The organism is Curtobacterium sp. 18060, assembly GCF_902706105.1.
In the GTDB taxonomy this organism is placed as follows: domain Bacteria; phylum Actinomycetota; class Actinomycetes; order Actinomycetales; family Microbacteriaceae; genus Curtobacterium.
On the sequence record NZ_CACSJV010000051.1, the window covers coordinates 1 to 25,561 of the forward strand.

Genomic DNA, 25,561 nt, shown 5'->3' on the forward strand with positions numbered 1-25,561 from the left:
ATCGAGGACCCCTACGACCCCACCCTCATCCGTTCGGCGCCCCGACACATCCGACGGCTGCTCGGCGAAGCGCTCGCCGAAGAGGCCACCGCCTCGATCGTCTCGGACATGGGCATCGGCGTCACCGTCTGGCACGACCTCGACGCCGGGTCCGAGGGCAAGCTCGACCACGCCGTCCTGACCCCGAGCGGGCTCTGGGCCGTGGAGTCGATCGACTGGGGAGCCCCCGTCCGGGTCGAGCACGGCGACATCGTCGGGGAGACCCTGGCACCCGGCGAGCGTCCGGTGAAGGAACTCGTCCGCGCCGCCCGTGCCGTGCAGAAGCAGACCCGGGTGCGGTTCACCGGCCGGCTGCTCGTCGTGCCGGACTCCGCGGTCGAGGTCGACGTGCAGCTCGTCGGCTCCCCGAAGAAGCCGACTGCCCTGGTCGTCCGCCGCAGTGCGCTCGGGCAGGTGCTGAACGGCGTGTGGTCCCCGCCCGGCTCGGTCGACGTGTTCGAGATCCGCGACCGACTGCAGCAGACCGTCCGCTTCGTCTGACGTCCGGCCCGCACGGCGTCGGGGGCCGGCGTCAGTAGCCGCGGAGCTTCTCGAGGTCGCGGCGCTCCCGCTTGCTCGGACGCCCGGCACCGCGGTCGCGCATCGGCACGAACCCCGCCTCTTCCTTGGAGAGCCTCGGCGGGGTCTTGTCCTCGAAGTGCTTCGCGGCCTCTGGAGCACTCGTCCGCTTCAGGATGATGCCCGTGACGACGACGATCCGGTCGAAGCCGTTCTGCCGCACCCGGACCTCGTCGCCGGGGCCGATCGGCTGCGCGGGCTTCGCGCGCTCCCCGTTCACCCGGACGTGCCCGGCCTTGCACGCGGCGGTCGCAGCGGAGCGGGTCTTGGTGATCCGCACCGCCCAGATCCAGCTGTCCACGCGAGCCTTGGCCATCCCCTCACTCTAGGCGGCCCCTACGCTGGGCGGGTGAGCACCGGGGAACAGGCGGCGATCGCGCGGGCCCGTGCGCTCGGCGTGCTGCACGACGCCGCGATCGGGGACCGGCTCGTGGTCCGGGCGCACCACGGCGACGGCGCACAGGACGCCCTCGGGGACCTCGTCGCCCGCACCCCCGACACCGTGACGATCGCCACCCGCCGCGGCCCGGTCGAGGTCCGGCTCGACGACGTCGTCGCCGCAAAGCCCGTCCCGCCGCCCCCGGCCCCGCGCGCGCCCCGCCGCTGACCTCGCACCGTGCGAGGTTCGCACCGTGCGAGGCTCGCACCTCACGAGGTTCGTGCGGCGCTGGTCGTGGCCGCACGGTGCAGGGTTGGTCGGGCCGTGCGGGCGTGGCCGCTCGGTGCGAGCTTGCTGCGCTGCACGGGGCGGTCAAACCTGCACCGGTTGACGGCCGACGCACCGTGTACGTTTCGCGTCGTCGCGCCCGCACGGTGCGGACTTCCTCGGCCCGTGCGGGCGAGACAGCTCCGTGCGGCGTTGTATCGGGGCACGGAGCCGCCAACCTCGCTCCCGGCGACGAGACGTGCACCATGCGCCGCCGCCGCCGCCGCCGCCGCCTGCCGCGCACGCCGCGCCGCACCCGCGCCGCGCGCGCACGGCGAGCCGCACCCCTCCGCACCCCGCACCCGACGTAGCCTCGACTCATGGCAGTCCCCGTCCCGCTCGGCACCGAGGACCGCACCGCCCGCCTCACCCTCCGCCGCCCCGACCAGTGGCGCCGCGAGGACTCTGCCCAGGCGGACCTGCGCGTCACCGGCGACGACATCGTCCTCACCGTCCGATCCCGACCCAGCGACCGCGCGATCGGCGACGAGAACACGGGCCTCCTCGCGAGACTGCCCGGTTCCGTCGAAGGGCTGCTGCTCGTCGGCTGCGACACCTGGACCGCTGCCGGGGCTCCCGCGCGCCTGGTCGAGTACGTGCGTCCCGACGAACACGGCGACGTCGCAGGTGCGCACCTGCTCTTCGTCACCGGGCGGCACCGCGTCGACCTGACGATCGAACGCCCCCTGGCACGCCTGCTCGAGACCGACGAGCTCGTGTTCGCGGTCCTCGAGAGCGTCCGCGCCGCCGAGCCGTCCCCGGTCCGCCCCGAGCGCGACCTCGAGCCGCTGCCCACCCCGGCGCCCGGCCCGGAGCTCGACGGCCCCCGCCTGAGCGCCGACGCGGTCGGCACGCTCAAGAGCCTCGCCGGACGCCGGTGGAACCCGACGCTCCTCCGCACCGCGGCGGGCCGCGAACTCATCGAAGCGGGCCTCGTCGGCCGACTCGGCACGCTGCCGGAGTCGACGCAGGCCCTGCTCGAGCCGTGGCAGGGCGATGCCCAGCCGGTCACGCTGGAACAGCACCTGCCAGACGGTGGCGAGTCGCGCCTCCAGGCCTGGTCGCAGACCGTCGTGGACGGGACCGCCGAGGCGGGCGCAGTGGTCGCGTCCGTCACGCCGGATCGCGCGGTCGCGCTGACGGCCGGGAGGCTCGGCATCGGCCCGACGTGGACCTTCCCGTTCCGCACGGGGTCGCTCCCAGGGCACCTGCTCGGCCGCCGGCTGGCCGGCGGCTCCGACGCACCGGACCTGCCGGAGGCCCTCGTCGAGGCGGACCCGCGGCTCGCGCGCTTCTGGGCGGCGCCGTGGACGGTGTCGTACCTGCGTCGACCGGGCAAGCCGAAGCCGGTGACGATCGTTCGCGCCGAGGGGATCGGCTTCGCCCGCGTGGGCAAGACGGAAGCCGGGGAGACCGTCTTCCAGACGGACTCCCCGGCCAACGTGTACCGGTCGGTGGTGCGGGCGCTGCTTCCTTCCGCTTAGGCGGCCGGGCCGGCGGTCGCTCGCGCTTCTGCTTCCGCTCAGGCGGCCGGGCCGGCGGTCAGGGTGACGGTGACGGTCTTGGCGGCGCCGGTGCTGTCGGTGTAGCCGACCACGACCTTGTCGCCGACGGAGTGCGACTGCACGGCCGCGGTGAGCTCGTCCGAGGTCGTGACCGTCTTGCCGCCGAGGCTCGTGATCGTGTCGCCCTCGGCCAGGCCGGCGCTCGCGGCGCCGGAACCCTCGACCGTGCCGGCGACGGCGACGCCGCCCGTGGTGCTCGCGGTGCTGCTGACCTGGACCCCGAGGAACGCGGGCAGGCCGATGGTGATCGTGCTCGAGGACTCCCCGGCCAGGATCTTCTCGGCGATCGCCTTCGCGGTGGTGATCGGGATGGCGTAGCCGGTGACGTCCGCGGTGCCCGAGGACGCTGCGGTCGCCATGCCGACGACCTCGCCCTCGCTGTCGACGACGGGGCCGCCGGAGTCGCCGGAGACGATGTTCGCCGCGATCTCGATCAGACCGGACAGCGACTCGGTCCCGGTACCGGACTCGCTCTGCACCTGGATGTCCTGGTCGGTGGCCGTGACGGTGCCCTCGGCGGCGACGAGGTTGCCCGTGCCCTCGGCGTTGCCGACGTCGGTGACGGTGTCACCGGTGCTCGGCTCGCCGTCGTCGTCGAGCGTGACGGTGGACAGGCCGGAGGCGTCCTCGAGCTTCAGGACGGCGACGTCGTTCGTGGCGTCGGTGCCGACCACGTCCGCCTTGTACTCCTTGCCGGTGGTCTCGTCGGTGACGGTGATGCTCGTGGCGCCCTGGATGACGTGGTTGTTCGTCAGGACCGTGCCGTTCGAGCTGAGGATCATGCCGGTGCCGGCCGCCTGCGAGGACTCGTCGTAGTTCAGGACGGTGTTGATCGTCACGACGCCCTTCTTCTGGGCGGCGGTCGCTGCGGTGGCGGCGGACTCGGTGCTCGTGCCGGTGCTGCCGTCGGTGGTGCCGCTGCCGTCGGTTCCGCTGCCGTCGGTGCCGCTGCCGTCTCCGGGGACGGTGAAGCCGTTCGTGCCGTCGCTGCTGCCCGTGCCGCTGCCGGTGTCGGGCAGCGTCGTGGTGCCCTGCGACTGGCTCGACGTCGTGGTCGTGCTCTGCGAGGACAGGCCGAGGGCCGTGCCGCCGGCGGCGCCGACGATCGCGAGGGCCGCGATGCCGGAGCCGATCATCAGCCCGAGGCGACGCGGGCGCTTCGTGCCCGCTCCCGGGTGGTTCGCCGTCGCCGCGGTGTGCGCCCAGGCGTGGTGGGTGCCGGTGAGCGCCGGGCTGCCGATCAGGTACGGGCCGCGGCCGTCGGGGGAGTACGCGTAGGGGCCGGAGCCGTCCGGGCCGTACAGGTACGGGCCGGAGCCGTCGAAGGCGTAGGCCGGACGGAGGGTGGCGGGGTCGGCGTGGGGTGCCTCCCAGCTCATCCCGTACGCCTGCTGCTGCCGCTGCTGCTGCGTGCCGTCGGTCCGGGCGGTGCCCTGCTCGTCGTGCTCGCGGTCGGCGTCGGCGGCGGGGTTCGGGGTCTCGTTCATCGGTGCTCTCCGGTCGTCCCTCGACGACCCGGGCGGGTGTCGATGGAGACCAGTACAGGCGGCGATCCAATGACGAGCCTATGAACGGACCCAGCGACTGCTCCGGGCTTGCTCGGGGGACGCCGAGTGGGGTTCGGGCGTTAGGGTTGCCTTACTTCCCATGCGCTCCTCCACGTCCGCGCCACCGGCGCCCGCCTCCGTCTCCCGTCTGGTCGGGGCGACCGTGCTGGCCGTCGTCGTCCTTGCCGTAGCGTGCGCGCTGTCGATCGCCTACGGATCCCGGCCGATCCCGCTCCACACCGTGCTCGACACCGTCCTGCACCCGGGGCGGAACGACGAGGTCGGGCTGATCGTGCTCGGCAACCGCGTCCCGCGCACCGTCGTCGGGCTCCTCGCAGGTGCCGCCCTCGGTGTCGCCGGCGCGGTGATGCAGGGCGTGACCCGCAACCCGCTCGCCGACCCGAGCGTCCTCGGCATCAACTCCGGGGCGGCCCTCGCCGTGGTCGCCGGCATCGCGCTCTTCGGGGTGAGCGGCACGGCCGCCTACCTGCCGTTCGCGTTCCTCGGTGCTGCCCTGGCCGCACTGCTCGTCTACGGGATCGCCGCCGTCGCCCGGCGCGGACTGTCGCCGGTCGGCCTCGCGCTGTCCGGTGCCGTGGTCGCCGCCGCGCTGTCGTCGATCACGACGGCGGTGCTCGTCACGAACGCGAGCCTGCTCGACCAGCTGCGGTTCTGGCAGGTGGGCGCCCTCGCCGGCAAGGACCTCGGCACCGCCGGCATCATCACGGCGCCGGTGCTGATCGGTCTCGCGATCGCGTTCGGCCTGGGCCGCTCGCTCAACACCCTCGCCCTCGGCGACGAGCTCGCGGCGTCGCTCGGGCAACGCGTGGTGCTCGTCCGGGCCGTCGGCGGGCTCGTGACCGTGCTGCTCGCCGGCTCGGCCGTGGCCGCAGCGGGGCCGATCGCCTTCGTCGGGCTCGCCGTGCCGCACGCCGTCCGTCGGCTGAGCGGCCCCGACCACCGGTGGACCATCCTGCTGTCCGCGATCGTCGCGCCGGCGCTGCTGCTGGTGGCCGACGTCATCGGTCGCGTCGTGGCGTACCCGGGGGAGCTGCAGGTCGGCATCGTCACGGCCCTCATCGGTGCGCCGGTGTTCATCGCGCTCGTGCGGTCGAGGGCGGTGCGGGGCCTGTGAGTCGTGTCCGCCGGTCGGTCGGTGTCCGGCACGAGCTCGTCGGTGCCCGGCGCGAGCTCGTGGTCCTGGCGGCCGTCGTCGTCGTGCTCGTCGCGCTGGTGCTCATCGGTCTCGGGGTCGGCTCGATCCCGCTCACCCCGGCGCAGGTGGTCGGCGCGCTGTTCGGCCAGGGCGACCGCATCTCGGACTTCGTCATCGGACAGCTGCGCGGCCCCCGGGTGCTCGGTGCGGTCCTGGTCGGCGCCAGCCTGGGGGTCGCGGGCGCCATCGTGCAGAGCGTCGTCCGCAACCCGATCGCGAGCCCGGACGTCATCGGCATCACCTCGGGTGCCAGTGCTGCGGGTCTCACCGCGATCGTGCTGTTCGGGGCGTCCGGCGGCACCCTGTTCTCGGTCGTGCTCGTCGGCGCGGTCGTGGTGTCGATCGTGATCGCCGGACTGGCCTGGCGGCGGGGGATCACCGGCAACCGGGTCGTGCTCGTCGGGATCGGCGTCTCGGCGATCTGCCTGAGCATCACGGGCTGGATGCTCACCAGCGGCACCGTCACCCAGGCCGGCACCGCGTTGCTGTGGTTGTCCGGCAGCCTGAACGCCGTCGACCGGAACCTGGTCGGCGTGCTCGGCGTCGCGTTCGTCGTGCTGTTCCTGCTCGCCCTGCTGCAGTCGTCGCGCCTGACCGTCCTGACGCTCGGCGACGAGGTCTCGGCGGCCCTCGGGCTCCGGCCGGACCGCGCGAAGGTGCTGCTGCTCCTCACTGCGGTGTGCCTGACCGCAGCTGCGGTCGCCACGGCGGGGCCGGTGTCGTTCATCGCGTTGATGGCGGCGCCGATCGCGCGTCGGCTCGTCGGCGGCGGCCGCGTCGCCCTCGGGCCGGCCGCCGCGGTGGGAGCGGCGATCACCCTCGGCAGCGACCTCATCGCCCAGTTCGCGATCCCCGGCAACGCCCTGCCCGTCGGCGTCGTGACGGGTGTCGTCGGCGCCCCGTACCTGCTCTGGTTGCTCGCGCGCGGTCGCTGAACCCGGACCGCGCGTTCGCGCACCGCGGACGATCGTCCACAGGCCCAGTTCGGGGCTGCCGCTGGAGCCCTCCTTTCCGATACGCTGGTGGGCCAAGAGGAGGAGGTCCACCGATGCCAGATCCAGTGGTCCCGCAGCCGGACGGTCAGAAGACCCCGGAGCAGCGGCTGGTCGACACCACGTTGACCTTCAGCATGGACATGGGCGCGGCGCTCACCGCCGAGTCCGGTGTCTCAGCGGAAGAGCGCGAGGCGGTCAACGCCCTGCCGTCCGGATCGGCGCTGCTCGTCGTGCGCCGCGGTCCGAACGTGGGTGCGCGGTTCCTCCTCGACTCCGACGTCACGACGGCGGGTCGACACCCCGACGCCGACATCTTCCTCGACGACGTCACGGTGTCGCGCAAGCACGCGCAGTTCCTGCGGCACGGCACGGCGTTCACCGTCAAGGACAACGGTTCGCTCAACGGCACGTACTTCGACGGTGACCGCATCGACGAAGCACCGCTCACCGACGGGGCAGAGGTCCAGGTCGGCAAGTTCCGTCTGACGTTCTACGCGTCCCGGGTCGACCTGGCGCGCCTGGCGAACGCGTAGTGGCCGCACGGTCCGCTGCGGCCCGGGCGGGGTCAGCGGCACCGGACCTGCTCACGATCGGGCAGGTCCTCGCTCGCCTCAAGCCCGAGTTCGCGGACCTGTCGAGTTCCAAGCTGCGCTTCCTCGAAGAGCGCGAGCTCGTGACGCCGATCCGCACGGCCAGCGGGTACCGCAAGTTCTCGGCGGCCGACGTCGACCGCCTCCGGGTGATCCTCGGCCTGCAGCGCGACCACTACCTGCCACTCAAGGTCATCAAGGACTACCTCGCCGACCTCGACGCCGGGCGCGAGCCCGTACTGCCGGGCGGTGGGGACGCCCCACGTCCCTCGATCCTCGGGCGCGAACGCCGGTACACCCGCGACGAGACGGCCCGAGCGGCCGGCGCGTCCCCGATGCTCCTGGCCGACGCGGTCTCCGCATCACTGCTCCCCGCCACCGAGACCTACGGCGAGGACAGCGTGTCGGTCCTCAAGGCACTCGTCGAGCTGCAGCGGACCGGCATCGAGCCGCGGCACCTGCGCACGCTCCGCAGCACCGCCGAGCGCGAGGTCGGACTCATCGAATCCGCGCTCATGCCCGTGTCCCGCCGGGGCGATGCGACGTCACGGGCGAAGGCCACGGAACTCGCACGCGAGATCGCCGTCCAGCTCGAGGTCATCCGCTCGAGCCTCATCCGCGCGGCGATCGGTCGTCTCGACGCATGATCCGTTCCGGTGCTCCGCGGGGGCTTGTGCGTCAGTGGGTGGGGCGTATCCTCGACACGCCGGACGCGCCGAGTCGGATGTCCCGCGCGGGAGCGGTCGGAGTCGCTACCGTTGACCTCGGAACAACTCTCAACCCGTCGTTGAACCTTCGGGTGGGAGCTCGATCGTCGTGGAAGGCAAGCGCATGAGTGGGAACGACACCCCAGGCACCGAGTCGGACACGACGCGGTACGACCTCGGGCTGCTCTTCACCGACGGCCTCCCCGAGCACGACGAGCAGAACGGCTACCGCGGCACCGTCGCCGCACGTGCAGCCGGCATCTCGTACCGACAGCTCGACTACTGGGCACGCACCGAACTCGTGCAGCCCACCATCCGCGGCGCTGCCGGCTCCGGTTCCCAGCGCCTGTACGGGTTCCGCGACATCCTCGTGCTCAAGCTCGTGAAGCGCCTGCTCGACACTGGCATCTCGCTGCAGCAGATCCGCACCGCCGTGAACCAGCTCCGCGAGTCGGGCGTGTCCGACCTCGCTCAGACCACCCTGATGTCCGACGGAGCCTCGGTGTACCTGTGCACCTCGGACGACGAGGTCATCGACCTGGTGTCCCGCGGTCAGGGTGTATTCGGCATCGCGGTCGGCAAGGTCCTGCGCGAGGTCGAGACCTCCTTGGTCGAGCTCGACGCCTCCGCGGCGGCCGACCCGTCCGACGAGCTCGCCGCGCGTCGCGCTTCCCGCGCTTCCTGACCAGGTTCTCGCGGTTCTCGTCCCGCGGATCGTCCCGAGTGGTCACGCGCCGTCGTGTGCGCGTCGCCGAGTGGTCACGAACCGTCGTCCGCGCGGCCGTCGGCCGACAATTGGTGACCGCTCGGCGGACGTGAGCGGGATGTTGTGACCGCTGGGCGAGCCGGGGCCGGGCGTGTCTGCCGGGGCACAGACGGGCCTCCTGGCAGTCGGCGCGTGGTCACGAACCGCCGTGTGAGCGTCGGCGAGTGGTCACGAACCGTCGTCCGCGCGGCGGTCGGCCGACAGTTGGTGACCGCTCGGCGGACGTGAGCAGCGCGTCGCGCCCGCGCGGCAGCGCCCTACGCGCCTACTGCACCCGAACCGTCGGCGTAGGGCCCGATCTTGCCGGTCCGCATGATGCGCTCGAGCAGCTGGTCGAAGTTCTTCGCCATCTCCTGCGCAGACTCGCCGGGCCACACGTGCAGCGGCTTCGCGGCACCCTGCGCCTGCTGCAGCGAGGTGCGCTCGGGCAGCTGCGGCGACAGGACGAGCGGCCCGAACATGTCGCGGAGTTCCTTGATGCGGAACTGGTGCTCGAGCGACTGGACGCGGGCACGGTTCACGATGATGCCGAGCGGCTGCAGGCGGGGGGAGAGACCGCGGCGGATCTCCTCGATGGCCCGCAGCGCACGGTCGGCGGCGGCGACGGAGAACAGGCCGGGCTCGGTGACGACGGTGACGCGGTCGGACGCTGCCCACGCGGTGCGCGTGAGGGCGTTCAGCGACGGCGCGCAGTCGATGAGCACGAGCTCGTAGTCCTGCTCGACGTTGGCAAGGGCCTCTTCGAGCTTCCAGATGTCGCGGATGGAGGGGTGCGGCCCGTCGAAGTTGATCGCGGAGGGCGACCCGACCATGACGTCGATCTTGCCCTGCGACCCCTTCGTCCACCCGGAGGGGGCGATCGCCTGACGGACGATCTTCTCCTTCGGGTTCTCGAGGACGTCGGCCACGTTGAGGTGTCCGGCGAGGTTGATGTCGAGGCCGGTGGAGACGTCGGACTGCGGGTCGAGATCCACCACCAGCGTGCGCAGTCCCTTGGCGAAGGCGGCCGAAGTCAGGCCGAGCGTCACCGTCGTCTTGCCGACACCGCCCTTGAGGGAGCTCACGCTGAGTACATGCACGATCAGCAACGTTACCGCCACTAGGGTTGTCTCACCTCAACCCGGGCTGAAAGGGACGTCGTGTTCAGCAAGATCCTCGTGGCGAACCGTGGTGAGATCGCCATCCGCGCATTCCGTGCCGCGTACGAACTGGGGGCGCGCACCGTCGCCGTCTACCCCTACGAAGACCGGAACTCCCTGCACCGCCTGAAGGCCGACGAGGCCTACCTGATCGGTGAGCGTGGCCACCCGGTCCGGGCGTACCTGGACGTCTCCGAGATCATCCGCGTGGCGGGCGAGTCGGGCGCCGACGCGATCTACCCGGGGTACGGCTTCCTGTCCGAGAACCCGGAGCTCGCCGCCGCGGCCGCCGCAGCCGGCATCACCTTCATCGGTCCGGGCGAACACGTGCTCGAGATGGCCGGCAACAAGGTGACCGCGAAGGAGCACGCGATCGCGGCCGGCGTCCCGGTCCTCGCGAGCACCCCGGCGAGTCGCGACATCGAGGAGCTCATCGCCGGCTCCGACGCCATCGGGTTCCCGGTGTTCGCCAAGGCCGTCGCCGGCGGTGGCGGCCGTGGCATGCGCCGGGTCGAGACCAAGCCCGAACTCCGTGCAGCGCTCGAAGCAGCGATGCGCGAGGCCGACAGTGCGTTCGGCGACCCGACCATGTTCCTCGAGCAGGCGGTGATCCGGCCGCGGCACATCGAGGTGCAGATCCTCGCCGACGCGACGGGCACCGAGGCGGGGACGATCCACCTGTTCGAGCGGGACTGCTCCGTGCAGCGCCGCAACCAGAAGGTCGTCGAGATCGCCCCGGCGCCGAACCTCGACCCCGCCGTCGCCCGGGCTCTGCACCGCGACGCCGTGGCCTTCGCCCGGTCGATCGGCTACGTGAACGCCGGCACCGTCGAGTTCCTGCTCGACACCGAGGGCGAGCGCGAGGGTCAGCACGTCTTCATCGAGATGAACCCGCGCATCCAGGTCGAGCACACCGTCACCGAAGAGGTCACCGACGTCGACCTGGTGCAGTCGCAGATGCGCATCGCCTCGGGCGAGTCGCTCGCCGACCTCGGCCTGTCGCAGGACACCGTCTCCGTGCACGGGGCCGCGCTGCAGACCCGCATCACGACCGAGGACCCGACGCAGGGCTTCCGGCCGGACACCGGCCGCATCACCACGTACCGCAGCCCCGGTGGCGCTGGCGTGCGCCTGGACGGCGGTACGGTCGCCACCGGTGCGCAGATCAGCCCGCACTTCGACTCCATGCTCGCCAAGATGACGTGCCGCGGACGCGACTTCCCGACGGCCGTCGCCCGTGCGAAGCGTGCCCTCGCCGAGTTCCGCATCCGCGGCGTGAGCACGAACATCCCGTTCCTGCAGGCCGTGCTCGAGGACCCGGACTTCGCCCGCGGCGACGTCTCGACCAAGTTCATCGAGGAGCGTCCACAGCTGTTCAGCGGCCACGTGTCGAAGGACCGCGGCACCAAGGTCCTGAACTGGCTGGCCGACGTCACGGTGAACAAGCCGAACGGTGAGCGGTCGCCGCTGGTCACCGACCCGAGCGCCAAGCTCCCCGCCCTCGACCTCAGCGCCCCGGTGCCCGAGGGCCAGCGCGACCTGCTGCTGGCGCAGGGTCCGGCCGAGTGGGCGAAGGCACTCCGTGCCCAGACCCGGCTCGCCGTGACGGAGACGACGATGCGGGACGCGCACCAGTCGCTGCTCGCCACCCGCGTCCGCACGAAGGACCTCGTCGCCGTCGCACCGTACGTCGCGCGGCTCACGCCGCAGCTGCTGAGCGTCGAGGCCTGGGGTGGAGCGACGTACGACGTCGCCCTCCGGTTCCTCGGCGAGGACCCGTGGGAGCGCCTGGCCTCGCTGCGCGAGGCGATGCCGAACATCCCGATCCAGATGCTGCTGCGCGGCCGCAACACGGTCGGCTACACCCCGTACCCGACCGAGGTGACGGACGCGTTCGTCGCCGAGGCCGCCGCCACGGGCGTCGACGTCTTCCGCGTGTTCGACGCGCTCAACGACGTCAGCCAGTTGCGACCGGCCCTGGAGGCAGTGCTCGCGACCGGCACGGCCGTCGCCGAAGCGGCGCTCTGCTACACCGCCGACCTCCTCGATCCTGCCGAGGACCTGTACACGTTGGACTACTACCTCCGCCTGGCGGAGCAGATGGTCGAGGCCGGCGCGCACGTCATCGGCATCAAGGACATGGCCGGCCTGCTCCGCGCCGGCGCCGCCGAGAAGCTCGTCGGCGCGCTGCGCGAGCGCTTCGACCAGCCCGTGCACGTGCACACGCACGACACCGCCGGTGGGCAGCTCGCGACGCTCCTCGCCGCCGCGCGTGCCGGTGCGGACGCGGTGGACGTCGCCTCGGCGCCGATGGCCGGCACGACGAGCCAGCCGAGCATGTCCGCGCTGGTCGCCGCCCTGGCCCACACGGAGCGCGACACCGGACTGTCCCTCGACGCGGTCGGCGACCTCGAGCCCTACTGGGAGGCGGTCCGTCGGGCCTACGCCCCGTTCGAGTCCGGGCTGCCCGGCCCGACGGGTCGGGTCTACAAGCACGAGATCCCCGGTGGTCAGCTGTCGAACCTCCGCCAGCAGGCGATCGCGCTCGGCCTGGGCGACCGGTTCGAGCAGGTCGAGGACTGGTACGCCGAGGCGAACCGGATCCTCGGACGCCCGACGAAGGTCACGCCGTCGTCGAAGGTGGTCGGTGACCTCGCGCTGCAGCTCGCCGCGGTGAACGCCGACCCGGCCGACTTCGAGCAGAACCCGGACAAGTACGACATCCCGGACTCCGTCGTCGGGTTCATGGCCGGCGAGCTCGGTGACCTGCCGGGTGGCTGGCCGGAGCCGTTCCGGACGAAGGTCCTGGCGGGCCGCGACGTCCGCCTCGAGATCACCCCGGTGCCGGACGCCGAGCGCGCGCACCTCGACGCCGCGGGGCCCGAGCGCCAGCAGGCGTTGAACCGGCTGCTGTTCCCGCAGCCCACGGCCCAGTTCGAGCGGGTGCGCGAGCAGTACGGCGACCTGTCCGTGGTGCCGACCGTCGACTACCTGTACGGGCTGCGCCCCGGGCAGGAGCACGTCGTGCCGCTCGGCAAGGGCGTCAACCTGTTCGTCGGGCTCGAGGCGATCGGCGAGGTCGACGACAAGGGCATCCGCACGGTCATGGCCACGATGAACGGGCAGCTCCGCCCGGTCTCGGTCCGCGACCGGTCGATCGAGGTCGAGACGAAGGTCGCCGAGCAGGCCGACAAGTCCGACCCGAAGCACGTCGCCGCGCCGTTCTCCGGTGTGGTGACGCTCAAGGTCGCCGTCGGTGACGTCGTCGAGGCCGGAGCGGCCGTGGCGAGCATCGAGGCGATGAAGATGGAAGCGGCCATCACGGCGCCCGTGGCGGGCACCGTCGGCCGTCTCGCGATCCCGGCGACCCAGCAGGTGGACGCCGGCGACCTCCTGGTGGTGCTGCAGTAAATTGACCGTCCGTCCCATCCGCCTGTTCGGCGACCCCGTCCTCCGTTCGCCTGCGGACCCGATCGCTCCGGCGGCCTTCGGGTCGAGCGGGGTCCGCGACCTCGTGCAGGACCTGATCGACACCGTCAAGGAGCCCGGCCGCGCCGGTGTGGCCGCGCCGCAGATCGGTGTCGGACTCCGCGCGTTCTCGTACAACGTCGACGGCGAGGTCGGGTACGTCCTGAACCCCGAGGTCGTCGAGGTCTCGGGGGAGCCCGAGCTCATGGAGGAAGGGTGCCTGTCCGTCCCGGGGCTCGGCTACCCGACCCGGCGGCACCCGTACGCCAAGGTCCGTGGCGTCGACGTCGACGGCGCCGAGGTGGTGCTCGAGGGCACCGGACTGATGGCCGAGGCGCTGCAGCACGAGGTCGACCACCTGGACGGCACCGTCTACGTGATGACGCTCGAACCAGAGGTCCGACGGCAGGCGCTGCGGGACATCCGGGCGCAGGAGTGGTTCCACTGATCCGCAGGTCATGAGTGCCTGCTCATGACACCCCCACGGGGGATTGTCGCTTTGTCCTGACGAAGAGGTACCGTATCCGCGTCGGCCTCCCACCGACGACCATCCCATCCCCCCAGGACTCCCGCATGACCAGTCAGACTGACGAGCTCAGCTCGCACCGCACCCGCACCAACCGTCGTCCGGCCGACACCACGGTCGCCACCGGTTCGACCGCCGTCCTCGACGCCCCCGCGCCGGAGCAGTCGCCGGAGGCCTGAGCCCCGCGCTCACCTGGCGGAATCGGGCGTACCTGGTCGGAAGAAACGACCTGGTACGCCCGAAACGCCCCGGTACGCCGAGACGGCGGAGCGCTACCCGCGGCGCGCGCGACGCTCCTCGATGACGGGCGTCGCGGTCGTCTGCACCTTCGACCCCGAGTAGATGTGGTCGATGTCGGCCGCGAAGTCGCGCAGGATGACCGACCGCTTGATCGTCAGCTTCGGTGTCAGGTGTCCGGAGCCCTCCGTCAGCTCGGTGTCCAGGATCGTGAACGACCGGACCGACTCGGCTCGTGAGACCCGGCCGTTCGCGGTGTCGATCGCCTCTTGCACGGCGGTGAGCACGCGTTCGTCGTACGCGGCCTCGTGCGCGGAGAGCGCCGGGGTGATCCCGCGGCTCTCGCACCACCCCGGGAGCATCTCGCGGTCGAGCGTGACGAGGGCGGCGATGAAGGGCTTGCCCTCGCCGACGACCACGACCTGCCCGATGAGCGGGTGTTCGCGGACGCCGTCCTCGAGCGGTGCCGGTGCGACGTTCTTGCCGCTCGCGGTGACGATGAGTTCCTTGGCGCGTCCGGTCACCGTCAGGATGCCGTCGTCGTCGAGCCGTCCGAGGTCGCCCGTGCGGAACCAGCCGTCGTCGGTGAACGCCCGCTCGGTGGCCTCGTCGTTCCGCCAGTAGCGGTCGAACACGTCGACGCCGCGGATCAGGATCTCCTGGTCGTCGGCGATCCGGATCTCGACCCCGGGGAGTGCCGGCCCGACCGTCCCGATGCGCAGGTCCGCCGCGCGGTTCACGGTCGCGGGGGCCGTCGTCTCGGTGAGCCCGTAGCCCTCGAGGATGAGCACCCCGATCGAGCGGAAGAAGTGCGACAGCCGCGGCGAGAGCGGTGCCGAGCCACTGACCGCGTACTCGGTGCGGCCACCGAGGGCGTTCCGGAGCTTCGCGTAGACGAGCTTGTCGAACAGCTTGAACTTCAGGCCGAGCACGAGCGGGACCCGACCGGCGGCCAAGGCCTCGGAGTGGGCGACCGCGGTGTCCGCAGCGGCCCGGAAGACCTTCCCCTTGCCGCCGAGGTCGGCCTTCTGCTCGGAGGCGTTGTAGATCTTCTCGAACACCCGGGGGACCGCCAGCAGGAAGGACGGCTTGAACGACGACACGGCCTGCATGAGGTCCTTCGTGTCCGGCTCGTGGCCGACCAGTACCCCGGCGGACACCGACATCGCCGCGATGAAGCGGGCGAACACGTGGGCCATCGGGATGAAGAGCAGGGTCGAGGCGCCGTCCGCGACGACCTCGGGCATCGCGACACTGGCGTTCTCGACCGTCGCGGTGAAGTTGTCGTGCCGCAGGACGCACCCCTTCGGGCGTCCGGTCGACCCGGAGGTGTAGATGATCGTCGCGTCGTCGTGGCCGTGCACCGATGCCGTCCGCGCGTCGAGTTCGTCGTCGGTGACGTCCTCGCCGAGCCGGGTCAGGTCGTCGAGCCCGCCGCCGTCGATCGTCCAGTGCTGCCCGAGGTGCGGCAGGTCCGGGGCGATCGAGGCGACCCGACGCGCGTGCTCCTCCTGCTCGACGACGATCGCGACGGCCTCGGAGTCGGAGAGGATCCACCGGACCTGGTCGGGAGAACTTGTCTCGTAGACGGGGACGGAGACCAGGCCCGCCGTCCACACCGCGAAGTCGACGAGCGTCCACTCCAGGCGCGTGCGGGACAGGATCGCGACGTGGGCGCCGGGCTCGAGGCCGGCGGCGACGAAGCCCTTCGCGATGCCGCGGACCCGTGCGAGCACCTCGCCGGCGGTGATCGTCGTCCACGTGTCGCCGTGGCGCTGGGCCAGGATCGGACGCGACGGCGTCAGACGGGCGCGGTCGCCGAGCAGCCGCGCTGCGGAGCCGTGGTCAGGAGCGACGGGGCCGCTCGTCGGACGCGAGGCGTGCCTCCCGGTCGGGACCTGACTGGCGCGTTCGGGTCGCTGATCGTTCACGGTGACTCCCTTGTCTGCCGGTTCGATTCGAGGGCGCCTCATCCTGCGAGGCGACACGGTCAGCATAGGACGCGTCACCGGGCGTTCCGTGAGTTCGCGGTGAACCGGTAGGCTCTTGGACCGTGCACGCCATCGGAATCGACATCGGGGGCACCAAGATCGCGGGAGCGGTCGTGACGGAACTCGGCGAGATCATCGCCGAGGACCGCGTGGCCACCAACGCTGCGGACCCGAACGCCATGCTCGACGACGTCGTCTCGATGGTCGAGCGACTCAGCTCAGGACACGAGGTCGGCGCGGTCGGCGTCGCGGCCCCGGGCTTCATCGACGCCTCGCAGTCGATCGTCTACTACACGCCGAACATCCGGTGGCGGAACGAGCCCCTGCGCCAGAAGCTGCAGCAGCGCCTCGGCGACCTGCACATCACGGTCGACAACGACGCCAACGCCGCCGGGTGGGCCGAGTTCCGCTTCGGCGCCGGCCGGCTCGTCTCCGACATGACGATGCTCACCATCGGCACCGGTGTGGGCGGCGCCATCGTGACCGAGGACCGCCTGTTCCGCGGTGGGTTCGGCACCGGCGGCGAGATCGGCCACCTGCGCATCGTGCCGAACGGTCTGCCCTGCGGCTGTGGCGCGCGTGGCTGCATCGAGCAGTACGGTTCCGGCCGTGCCCTGCAGCGGATGGCGAACGACGTCGCCGACGCCGGCGGCATCGGCTCCGCGCTGGCCGACGCGCGCGAAGCCAACGGCGGCGAGCTCGACGGACACATCGTGGGCGACCTGATCCTGGCCGACGACCCGGGTGCCCTCGCGGCGCTCCGTCGCCTCGGCCGCCACCTCGGTGAGGCCTGCGCCTCGCTGTCCGCGGTGCTCGACCCGCAGCTGTTCGTGTTCGGCGGCGGGGTCGCCAGCGCGGGGGACCGGCTGCTCGACCCGATCAAGCAGGCGTACCTCAACAACCTGCCGGCGCGTGGCTACCACCCCGAGCCGGACTTCGTGATCGCCGAGCTGGTGAACGACGCCGGAGTCGTCGGCGCCGCCGACCTGGCCCGCATCCACGCCCGCACGGCGTAACCGCGTACCGGCCCGCACGGCGTAGGGTCGCTCAGGCCCACCCCACCACCTGGAGTCGTCGATGACCTACTGGCTGCTGAAGAACTTCCTGCTCGGCCCGCTCATCCTCACCCTGTTCCGCCCGTGGGTGGTCGGCCGTGAGAACGTCCCCGCCAAGGGCCCGGTCATCTTCGCGTCCAACCACATTTCGTTCATCGACTCGGTGATCCTGCCGGCCGTGCTCGACCGGCGGCTGTCCTTCCTGGCGAAGAGCGACTACTTCACCGGGCGCGGACTCAAGGGCTGGGCGACGAAGACGTTCTTCAACGCCATCGGCCAGCTGCCGATCGACCGCTCCGGTGGCAAGGCGTCCGAGGCGTCGCTCCGCACCGGCCTGCAGGTCCTGGCGCGCGGCGAGCAGCTCGGCATCTACCCGGAGGGCACCCGCAGCCCCGACGGCAAGCTCTACCGCGGTCGCACCGGCATCGCGCGGATGATCCTCGAGGGCCGGGTGCTCGTCGTCCCCGTCGCCATGGTCGGCACGCGTGAGGTGCAGCAGATCGGGCAGCGCTTCCCGAAGATCAAGCGCGTCGGCGTGGTGTTCGGCAAGCCGCTCGACTTCTCGCGCTTCCAGGGATTCGAGACCGACCGGTTCATCCTGCGCAGCGTCACCGACGAGGTCATGCACGAGCTCGCGGGGCTGAGCCGTCAGGAGTACGTCGACGTCTACGCGACGAGCGTCAAGGAACGCGCGAGCTCCGCACGCGAGGCAGTCATGCGGGAACGGAAGTCGTCGCCCGCACGTTAGGCTCTGATGGTCCCGGCACTCCGCCAGGACGCCCGTTCTGCCGCCTTCCGGCGGCCAGTCGGGCCGCCCGCACAGAACACCGAGGTAGCGCCCTTGCCCGAGTCGACCGACTTCGTCGCCCTGCAGGATCCGGACGTCATCGAGGGCCTCGACTATTGGCGCACCCTCCCCATCAAGCAGCAGCCCACGTGGCCGGACGCCGAGGCGGCCGAGGCCGCCTCGGCCGAGATCGCCACGCTGCCGCCGCTCGTCTTCGCGGGCGAGGTCGACAAGCTCCGCGAGCGGCTCGCCGCCGCCGCACAGGGCAAGGCGTTCCTGCTGCAGGGCGGTGACTGCGCCGAGACCTTCGCCGGTGCGACCGCCGACTCCATCCGCGACCGCGTCAAGACGATCCTGCAGATGGCCGTCGTCCTGACCTACGGCGCGTCGATGCCCGTCATCAAGATGGGGCGCATGGCCGGGCAGTTCGCCAAGCCGCGCTCGAGCGACTTCGAGACCCGCGGCGACGTCACGCTGCCCGCCTACCGCGGTGACATCGTGAACGGCTACGACTTCACGCCGGAGAGCCGGACGGCCGACCCGCGCCGCCTGGTGCAGGGGTACCACACGGCCGCGTCGACCCTGAACCTCGTCCGCGCCTTCACGCAGGGGGGCTTCGCCGACCTGCGCCAGGTGCACTCGTGGAACAAGGGCTTCGCGTCGAACCCGGCGAACGCCCGCTACGAGCACCTCGCCAAGGAGATCGACCGCGCGATCCGCTTCATGGACGCCTGCGGTGCCGACTTCGAGGCACTGAAGCACGTCGAGTTCTACGCGTCGCACGAGGGTCTGCTCATGGACTACGAGCGCCCGATGACCCGCATCGACTCGCGTTCCGGTCTGGCCTACGACACCTCCGGCCACTTCATCTGGATCGGGGAGCGCACGCGTGACCTCGACGGTGCGCACGTGGACTTCCTGTCGCGGGTGCGGAACCCGATCGGCGTGAAGCTCGGCCCGACCACGAGCGTCGACGACATGAAGGCCCTGGTCGACAAGCTCGACCCGAACCGCGAGCCCGGCCGCCTGACGTTCATCACGCGCATGGGTGCCGGCAAGATCCGCGACGAGCTGCCCAAGCTGCTCGAGGCGATCAAGGGCATGGACGCCAACCCGCTGTGGGTCACCGACCCGATGCACGGCAACGGCCTGACCACGCCCACGGGCTACAAGACCCGTCGGTTCGACGACGTCGTGGACGAGGTCCTCGGCTTCTTCGAGGCGCACCGCCAGGTCGGTACCTACCCGGGTGGCATGCACGTCGAGCTCACCGGTGACGACGTCACGGAGTGCCTCGGCGGGTCGGAGCACATCGACGAGGCCACCCTCGCCACCCGCTACGAGTCGCTGTGCGATCCGCGGCTGAACCACATGCAGTCGCTCGAGCTCGCGTTCCTCGTGGCCGAGGAGCTCGGCGCGCACCCGCACGTGCGCGCGTAGCGCGCAGCGGTCGGGTCAGTCCCGCCAGAGCGACAGAACCCCGCGAACTGTTCGCGGGGTTCTGTCGCTTCCGCGTGTCGGACGGGAGGCCCGTGGCGGCCCTGCCCCGCGCCTCCCGTCCGCCGTCCGGTTGCGCCCACCTCGCGCCCCGCGACGCGTTTCCCGCGCCGGTTCGCGAAAGCGACAGTGTGCCGCCGATGTTCGGCGGCACACTGTCGCTTTCGCGGTGCCTTCGGCGAGGCCGTGCGGACAAGTGTCGCTTCGGCGGACCGGACCGGACCGGCCCGGACCGGGCGAGCGCGACCGCCTACTGGTCGTAGGAGAGCGTGACCGTGTCGCCGCGGTACACCGTGGCTCCGGCGCCCGGGTCGGTACCGGTCACCGGTAGCGACGACTTCCAGTCGTAGAACCCGCACAGGATGTTCGTGCAGTCGGGCACGGAGACCTTGAGCCCGAGGCCCTCGAGCGTCGCGGTGGCCTCGTTGATGGTCGAGCCGACGACGCCGTCCTCGGGCAGGGTGATCGGCGTCGGGCCCTTCGACACGACGACGTCGATCGCGGTGCCGCGCACGGCGGGGGAGTCCTGCACCTCGGCGGAGACGATCTGCCCGGAGGGGACGTCCTCGCTGAACTCCTCGGTGCGGGCGCCGAGGATGAGGCCGACCGCGTCGAGCTCCGCGGAGGCCTGGTCGACGGTCTTCCCGACGACGTCCGGCACGGCGCCGAGGGACACCGTGAGCGTGACCGGGCCGGTCTCGCCGTAGGCCTTGACCGACGTCAGGTCGAGCGCCTTGCCGCCGGACGCGCGGCCGGTCGCCGCGATGACGGTGTCCTTCGCGGCGTCCGCCGAGAACTCGTACCGGTTGTCCTGCAGCTCGAAGTCGTCGTCGAGCGCGGCGGTGACGGTGGAGATCGGCTGCCCGACGATCGTCGGCAGCGCGATCATCTTCGGCCCGTTCGACACGACGAGCTGCACCGAGGTGCCCTTCTGCACCTCGCGCTTCGCGGCTGGCTTGGTGATGGACACCTGTCCCTTCGCGACGACGGCGTCGAACCGGGTTCCGGTCTTCGACGCCGCGTGCAGGCCCTGGGCTTCGAGCAGCTGCCGGGCCTGCGAGACCGACTTGCCCGTCACTTCGGGGATGCGCACGTTGCCACCCGGCCCCGGCCCGAAGTACCAGCCGAAGCCCGCGCCGATGAGCAGGAGCACGACGAAGACCGACAGCGCGATCCAGCCGCGCTTGCGACGCTTCGCGGAGAGGTCGGCCAGGCGCTGTCCCGCGGGCGAGAGCACCCCGGGCTGCGCACCCGTGCGGCGCGGGCCCGGACCGGTGTTGCGGTTCCGGGTCGTGGGACGCCCGCGGTCGGGGCTGTCGATGATCGCCGTGGCATCGGTGGCCGCCGGTGCGTCGGCGGCAGCAGCACGGGCACCAGCGGCAGCAGCGCCGACACCGGCAGCGGTCCCGCCGCCGGACGGCAGGATGGCGGTTGCGTTCTCGGGCCGCAGCACGGCGGTCCGGTACTGGCCCGTGGCACGCTGCTGGTTGCCCGCCATGTGGTCGAGCATCTCGCGGGCGTCGCGCGGTCGGTCCTCGGGGTCGCGGGCGGTCGACCAGGCGACGAGCTCGTCGAGCTCGGGCGGGACGCCGGACACCGCGGCACTCGGGACGGGCACCGTGTCGTTCGCGTGCTGGTAGGCGATCTGCATCGGCTGCTCGCCCTTGTAGGGCTGTTCGCCGGTGAGCATCTCGTAGAGCATGATGCCGAGCGCGTAGATGTCGCTGCGTGAGTCGGCAGCGCCACGGGTGACGAGCTCGGGGGAGAGGTACGCGATCGTGCCGAGCAGGGCGGCCCCGGTCGCGGTGTTCGCCGTCGTCGCCCGGGCCAGGCCGAAGTCGCCGAGCTTGATGCGGCCGTCGTCGGCGAGCAGGACGTTCTCGGGCTTCAGGTCGCGGTGCACGATGCCGGCGCGGTGGGCCGAGGCGAGTCCGGCCAGCACGGCGCGCAGGATGTCGGTCGCCTGCTCGGGCGTCAGGGCGTGGTGCTCCTGCAGCAGGTCCCGCAGCGTGATGCCCGGGATGTACTCCATGACGATGTAGGCGGTGTCGTCCTCGGCGCCCTGGTCGTAGACGCCGACCAGGTTCGGGTGGGACAGCCGCGCGGCGGACCTCGCCTCTTGGATGAAGCGCTCACGGAAGGCCTGGTCGTCGGCCAGGTGCCCGTGCATGATCTTGATCGCGACGCGTCGCTCGAGGCGGACGTCGGTCGCGAGGTACACGGTCGCCATGCCCCCGCGCGCGATGCGGGAGCGGACGCGGTACCGCTGATCGATCATGCGACCGATCATCGGATCCGTGGCGGCGTTGGTGGTCATCGGCGGCATTCTACGAATCGAGACTGCACGACACCGCACCGGCGCACCGGTCGTGACCCAATCTCGATCTTCCGGATGAGACTCAGAGGGTGGCCAGCCAGCCCTGGGCGGCGCTCGCCCAGTTGGCGTAGGCCTTGGGGTAGGCGGAGAGCTGCACGGCCTGGGCGGCGTCGGTGATGCTCATCGACGACCACCCGGGCACGTCGAGCAGCCCGCGGGTCTTGCCGACGTTCGGGTTGCTGCGACCGCCGAAGAACAGCTTCGTCGCGTACGCGGGGTCCTGCAGCTTCGCCGCGCTGCCCCAGCCCTGGCTCGGCCGCTGCTGGAACAGGCCGACCGAGTCGCGGTCGCCGTGGGGCAGGTTGCGCAGGCTCGACTCCTGCATCGCGGCGGCCAGGGCCACCACGATGCCGCGGTCGGACACCCCGAGGGAGCGGCCGACGGCGACGATGGTGGCCGCGTTCTGGCGCTGCTCGGCACTCAGTCCGACGGCGGCGCTCACCGCGGCACGCGAGGGCGCGGCGGCGGTCGTCGCAGCAGTGCTCGACGACGGGATGACGAGGGTCTTGCCCGCGTAGATCGTGCTCGTGTAGGTCAGGCCGTTCGCCGACAGCAGCGAGGCGACGGAGACGTGGTGGGACGCAGCGATCGAGCCGATCGTGTCGCCCGAGGAGATCTTCACACTCGACTTCGACGAACCCGACGAACCCGACGACGCTGCGGCCGTGGACACCGAGCCGCCTCCGGACGAGCCGTGCGGCACCCGGAGCGTCTGACCGGGGTAGATCACGCTGCGCTGCGAGAGCTTGTTGGCGCTGAGGAGCGCCGTGGTCGACACGCCGACCCGCGATGCGATGCCGGACACGGTGTCGCCCGACTTCACGTGGTAGCTCGAGGTGCTCGACCCCGACCCCGACCCGGACCCGGACGTCGATCCGACGCTCGTGGTCGTGCGCGTCGTGGTCACCGCGGGCGTCGACGCCAGGTGCAGCGTCTGTCCGGGGTGGATGATCGTGTTCCAGCCGAGGCCGTTCCGCACCAGGACCTCCTGCGCCGACAGGCCGAAGCGGGCGGCGATGCCCGAGACCGTGTCGCCCTGACGGACGGTGTAGGTCGTGGGGGCGGCTGCCTTCGTCGTCGCGGCGACCGTCGTGACGACGGTCTGCGACGGACGTGCGACCGCGGTGCCGAAGACCGGACGGTTGCCGACGTTGCGGTCCTGGTCGACGTGACGCTTGTGGTTCGAGTCCGCGTCGTCGTGTCGCGGTTCGGCGTGCGCGATGGGGCCGGTCAGGCCGGCGGTCACCGCGATCGTGCCCGCGAGGACGATGGGCATGGTCGCGAACCGGGCGGATCGTGCGCGCCGGGCGGCTTCGTCTGCAGCGTTGTCCACGGTTTCTCCTGATCTCGACTGTCCCGTGCGCGTGCATGCGCGCACTCACAGGTGGCACAACGCTGGCATGGTGTGATTCCCAAGTCAACCAGAGAGCCGGATGTGGTGCGTGTGACGAATGTGACGAACGGTGCGTACTCACTCGGTGCCCCGCTCTGGCACCATGGGCGTGTGAGTGCTGCACCCGTCGACGACCTCTCCCTCTCCGAGCGCTGGCTGACCGTCCCCGAACTGGTGGACCTGTTCAGCACCAGCCCCGGCCGGATCCACCGTCTCTTCGAGGAGAAGACCCTGCTGGCGGCCCGCGTCGGTGGTGTCCTGCGCGTGCCGAGCGAGTTCCTCGAGGACCGTGAGCCCATGCCGGAGCTGCGCGGCACCCTGACCGTGCTCAGCGACAACGGCTTCACCGACGACGAGGCGGTCCGCTGGATGCTGACCGTCGACGACTCGATGGGCGTCTCGCCCATCGCGGCGCTGCGCGCCGGTCGCAAGGCCGAGGTGCGTCGCGTGGCCCAGTCGCTGCTCTAGACGCGTTCCGAGCAGACGGGAGGCCCGGTGCCAGCTGGCACCGGGCCTCCCGTCTGTCCTGGTGTCGCGTCTACGACGACCGGCGGCTGACCGTGTCGGCCAGCGACGCGAGCTGCTCGCGTGCCGACGGCGTCAGCGGCGACGCGTCGAGCGCCGCCTTCGCGCGCTGCACGTGCCGGTCGATGGAACGCTCGACCGCGGCGACCGCACCGGACTCGGTGAGGGTGGCGCGGAGCATCTGCACCTGCTCCTCGTCGAGGTCGGGGTCGCCGAGGAGCTCGTCGAGCAGCTGCCGCGGGCCACTGGCCAGCGCCTTGCGGGCCGAGGCGATGAGCACGGTCCGCTTGCCCTCGCGCAGGTCGTCGCCGGCGGGCTTGCCGGTGACCTCGGGGTCGCCGAACACGCCGAGCATGTCGTCGCGCAGCTGGTAGGCGACGCCGAGGGGGAGCCCGAAGGCGCGGAGACCCTCGAGCTGGGAGTCGCTCGCGCCGGCCACCAGCGCGCCGATGACGAGCGGTGCCTCGATCGAGTACTTCGCGGACTTGAAGACGATGACGCGCTGGGCGCGGAGCAGGTGCTCGGACTCGTCGATGACGGGCCAGGCGGTCTCTTCGTGCACGTCGAGGTACTGGCCCGCGGTGACGTCGAGGCGCATCGCGTGGAACTCCTGGCGCACGATGCGGGCGCGCACCGGGTCGAGGAGCGCGAGGCCCTCGTCGAACACCGAGTCGCTGAGGGACAGCAGCAGGTCGCCGAGCAGCAGTGCCGAGTTCGTGCCGTACTGCCCGCGGTCGCCGACGAAGCCGGACTCCTGGTGGAGGGACTCGAACCGGCGGTGTGCTGCGGGACGCCCACGGCGGGTGTCCGAGCGGTCCATGATGTCGTCGTGCACGAGCGCCGCTGCGTGGAAGACCTCGAGCGCTGCGGCGACCGTGACGATCGCCTCGGCCGTGGTCTGGCGGGAGCCCTCGGCGAGCGGGTCGAACGAGCCCGAACGGCCCGCCACCGACTGCCATCCCCAGTAGCAGAACAGCGCCCGGAAGCGCTTGCCACCGGACAGCAGATCTCGGGCGTACAGGTCGAACGGGGCGAGATCGGGGCTGATCGCGAGGAGCCGTTCACGCTGCTCGTCGAGTGCCCGGTCGATACGCGCCGATACGAGGTCCACTAATCGCGTACTCTCAGCCACAGTCCCTACCCTAGTGGAGCGGTTGGGACATAGAATCGGTCCACTCAACCGAGTGTTTTCCAGCCCGGTTGTTCAACCCCGCGTCGATCCCAGGAACAGAGGGAACCAAGATGCCGCTCTCGGAACAGGAGCAGCGCCTTCTCGAAGAGATGGAGCGCAGCCTCTACCAGAACGATTCCGATTTCGTGGCGCGTGTCACACGTCGACAGGGTCGTCCGACGTACACAGCCATCACGCTCGGAGTGCTCGGTGCACTCGCCGGCGTCGCGATCGTGATCGTCGGTCTCGTGATCAAGGCCCCGCTGCTGGGCATCCTCGGCTTCGTCGTGATGCTGGCCGGTGTCCTCTTCGCGCTGCGCCCGGGTATGCGTGCCCCGAAGGCGAAGCCCGCTCGACCGGGTGCGCCGGCGTCCGGTGGTTCGGCTCGTCCGGCCAACGGCAGCGGTGGCGGCGGGTCCTTCATGGACCGCATGAACGACCGCTGGGACAAGCGGAACGACCAGGGGCAGTAGCAGCCCTCCACACTCCTCCCTCGTGACGGGGCCGGCCTTCGGGCCGGCCCCGTTTCGCGTTCCGGGGGCGTTCCTCGTCGAGCGCCGTCGAGGTTCCGAAATCTCGGCATCTCGCGCGCTCGGGCGTCCCTTCGTGGAACCTCGGCGACCTGCGCGCGGCCTGTCGTGGAACCTCGGTGCGATGCCTCGGGTGTGGCAGGGGGGGGCAGGGG

At 71.4% G+C, this 25,561-nt stretch carries 23 protein-coding genes; 16 read left to right on the forward strand and 7 right to left on the reverse strand.

The features are described 5' to 3' along the window. Positions 1-540: NERD domain-containing protein (locus GVL05_RS16795; protein WP_200849258.1), on the forward strand; the 540-nt coding region annotated here is incomplete at its 5' end. Between the two features lie 31 nt (positions 541-571). On the opposite strand, the gene GVL05_RS16800 is transcribed toward GVL05_RS16795, so the two are convergent. Continuing rightward, entirely contained in the window at positions 572-934 is a 363-nt protein-coding gene (locus GVL05_RS16800; protein ID WP_123292446.1) for an RNA-binding S4 domain-containing protein, read from the reverse strand. 33 nt (positions 935-967) lie between these two features. On the opposite strand from GVL05_RS16800, the gene GVL05_RS16805 reads away from it, so the two are divergent. Both GVL05_RS16805 and GVL05_RS16810 read left to right on the forward strand, forming a co-directional pair. Beyond that, positions 968-1,225: a hypothetical protein gene (locus tag GVL05_RS16805; protein WP_235036032.1), complete on the forward strand. Its 258-nt coding sequence runs from the start codon at positions 968-970 to the stop codon at positions 1,223-1,225. A gap of 419 nt (positions 1,226-1,644) precedes the next feature. Continuing rightward, entirely contained in the window at positions 1,645-2,808 is a 1,164-nt protein-coding gene (locus GVL05_RS16810) for a hypothetical protein (protein WP_159573891.1), read from the forward strand. 38 nt (positions 2,809-2,846) lie between these two features. Here the strand turns inward: GVL05_RS16810 and GVL05_RS16815 are convergent, their stop codons facing one another. After that, a complete protein-coding gene (locus tag GVL05_RS16815) occupies positions 2,847-4,376 on the reverse strand; it encodes a S1C family serine protease (RefSeq protein ID WP_235036033.1) in 1,530 nt (509 codons plus the stop codon). Positions 4,377-4,536: 160 nt separating this feature from the next. Between GVL05_RS16815 and GVL05_RS16820 the strand changes: the two genes are divergently transcribed. From GVL05_RS16820 to GVL05_RS16840, 5 genes are all read left to right on the forward strand, one after another. Continuing rightward, a complete protein-coding gene (locus tag GVL05_RS16820; protein WP_123340359.1) occupies positions 4,537-5,571 on the forward strand; it encodes an iron ABC transporter permease in 1,035 nt (344 codons plus the stop codon). Continuing rightward, positions 5,568-6,587 carry an iron chelate uptake ABC transporter family permease subunit gene (locus tag GVL05_RS16825; protein WP_235036034.1) on the forward strand — a complete coding sequence of 340 codons (1,020 nt, stop codon included), beginning with the start codon at positions 5,568-5,570 and terminating at the stop codon, positions 6,585-6,587. The genes GVL05_RS16820 and GVL05_RS16825 overlap by 4 nt, the downstream gene beginning before the upstream one ends. 113 nt (positions 6,588-6,700) lie before the next feature. After that, positions 6,701-7,180 (forward strand): FHA domain-containing protein, encoded by a 480-nt coding sequence (locus GVL05_RS16830; RefSeq protein WP_123292449.1) that lies wholly within the window; start codon positions 6,701-6,703, stop codon positions 7,178-7,180. Beyond that, a complete protein-coding gene (locus tag GVL05_RS16835) occupies positions 7,180-7,884 on the forward strand; it encodes a MerR family transcriptional regulator (RefSeq protein ID WP_123312968.1) in 705 nt (234 codons plus the stop codon). Before GVL05_RS16830 ends, GVL05_RS16835 begins: the two co-directional genes overlap by 1 nt. A 184-nt stretch (positions 7,885-8,068) precedes the next feature. Further along, the gene (locus GVL05_RS16840) at positions 8,069-8,629 is read left to right on the forward strand and encodes a MerR family transcriptional regulator (protein ID WP_111085817.1); all 561 of its coding nucleotides are present in this window, start codon (positions 8,069-8,071) and stop codon (positions 8,627-8,629) included. 338 nt (positions 8,630-8,967) lie between these two features. Here GVL05_RS16840 and GVL05_RS16845 read toward each other — a convergent pair whose 3' ends face one another. Continuing rightward, positions 8,968-9,789: a ParA family protein gene (locus GVL05_RS16845; RefSeq protein WP_123292451.1), complete on the reverse strand. Its 822-nt coding sequence runs from the start codon at positions 9,787-9,789 to the stop codon at positions 8,968-8,970. A 60-nt stretch (positions 9,790-9,849) separates the two neighbouring features. Between GVL05_RS16845 and GVL05_RS16850 the strand changes: the two genes are divergently transcribed. The 3 genes from GVL05_RS16850 to GVL05_RS20285 all read left to right on the forward strand — a co-directional run bounded on the left by GVL05_RS16850 (position 9,850) and on the right by GVL05_RS20285 (position 14,022). Continuing rightward, positions 9,850-13,260, forward strand: a complete 3,411-nt coding sequence (locus tag GVL05_RS16850) for a pyruvate carboxylase (RefSeq protein WP_159573892.1) — start codon at positions 9,850-9,852, stop codon at positions 13,258-13,260. A 1-nt stretch (position 13,261) separates the two neighbouring features. Beyond that, a complete protein-coding gene (locus GVL05_RS16855; RefSeq protein WP_159573893.1) occupies positions 13,262-13,765 on the forward strand; it encodes a peptide deformylase in 504 nt (167 codons plus the stop codon). 125 nt (positions 13,766-13,890) lie between these two features. Beyond that, positions 13,891-14,022, forward strand: a complete 132-nt coding sequence (locus GVL05_RS20285; protein WP_260155074.1) for a hypothetical protein — start codon at positions 13,891-13,893, stop codon at positions 14,020-14,022. Positions 14,023-14,115: 93 nt separating this feature from the next. Here GVL05_RS20285 and GVL05_RS16860 read toward each other — a convergent pair whose 3' ends face one another. Then, entirely contained in the window at positions 14,116-16,011 is a 1,896-nt protein-coding gene (locus GVL05_RS16860) for a long-chain fatty acid--CoA ligase (protein WP_235036035.1), read from the reverse strand. 122 nt (positions 16,012-16,133) lie between these two features. On the opposite strand from GVL05_RS16860, the gene GVL05_RS16865 reads away from it, so the two are divergent. From GVL05_RS16865 to GVL05_RS16875, 3 genes are all read left to right on the forward strand, one after another. After that, on the forward strand, positions 16,134-17,087 hold the full coding sequence (locus tag GVL05_RS16865) for an ROK family glucokinase (protein WP_111085799.1): 954 nt from the start codon (positions 16,134-16,136) through the stop codon (positions 17,085-17,087). Between the two features lie 61 nt (positions 17,088-17,148). Next, positions 17,149-17,874: a 1-acyl-sn-glycerol-3-phosphate acyltransferase gene (locus GVL05_RS16870; RefSeq protein ID WP_123292455.1), complete on the forward strand. Its 726-nt coding sequence runs from the start codon at positions 17,149-17,151 to the stop codon at positions 17,872-17,874. Between the two features lie 93 nt (positions 17,875-17,967). Beyond that, positions 17,968-19,353: a class II 3-deoxy-7-phosphoheptulonate synthase gene (locus GVL05_RS16875; RefSeq protein ID WP_159573894.1), complete on the forward strand. Its 1,386-nt coding sequence runs from the start codon at positions 17,968-17,970 to the stop codon at positions 19,351-19,353. 307 nt (positions 19,354-19,660) lie between these two features. Here the strand turns inward: GVL05_RS16875 and pknB are convergent, their stop codons facing one another. Then, positions 19,661-21,727 (reverse strand): Stk1 family PASTA domain-containing Ser/Thr kinase, encoded by a 2,067-nt coding sequence (gene pknB, locus GVL05_RS16880; protein WP_123939174.1) that lies wholly within the window; start codon positions 21,725-21,727, stop codon positions 19,661-19,663. Between the two features lie 82 nt (positions 21,728-21,809). Continuing rightward, positions 21,810-23,120, reverse strand: a complete 1,311-nt coding sequence (locus tag GVL05_RS16885; protein WP_159573895.1) for a LysM peptidoglycan-binding domain-containing protein — start codon at positions 23,118-23,120, stop codon at positions 21,810-21,812. Positions 23,121-23,291: 171 nt separating this feature from the next. Between GVL05_RS16885 and GVL05_RS16890 the strand changes: the two genes are divergently transcribed. Next, positions 23,292-23,648 (forward strand): Rv2175c family DNA-binding protein, encoded by a 357-nt coding sequence (locus GVL05_RS16890; RefSeq protein WP_111085815.1) that lies wholly within the window; start codon positions 23,292-23,294, stop codon positions 23,646-23,648. A 70-nt stretch (positions 23,649-23,718) separates the two neighbouring features. Here GVL05_RS16890 and GVL05_RS16895 read toward each other — a convergent pair whose 3' ends face one another. Further along, the gene (locus GVL05_RS16895) at positions 23,719-24,816 is read right to left on the reverse strand and encodes a polyprenyl synthetase family protein (RefSeq protein ID WP_235036036.1); all 1,098 of its coding nucleotides are present in this window, start codon (positions 24,814-24,816) and stop codon (positions 23,719-23,721) included. Positions 24,817-24,947: 131 nt separating this feature from the next. Here GVL05_RS16895 and GVL05_RS16900 point away from each other — a divergent pair, with 131 nt between their 5' ends. Continuing rightward, positions 24,948-25,349, forward strand: a complete 402-nt coding sequence (locus GVL05_RS16900) for a DUF3040 domain-containing protein (protein WP_159573896.1) — start codon at positions 24,948-24,950, stop codon at positions 25,347-25,349. Positions 25,350-25,561: the final 212 nt, after the last annotated feature.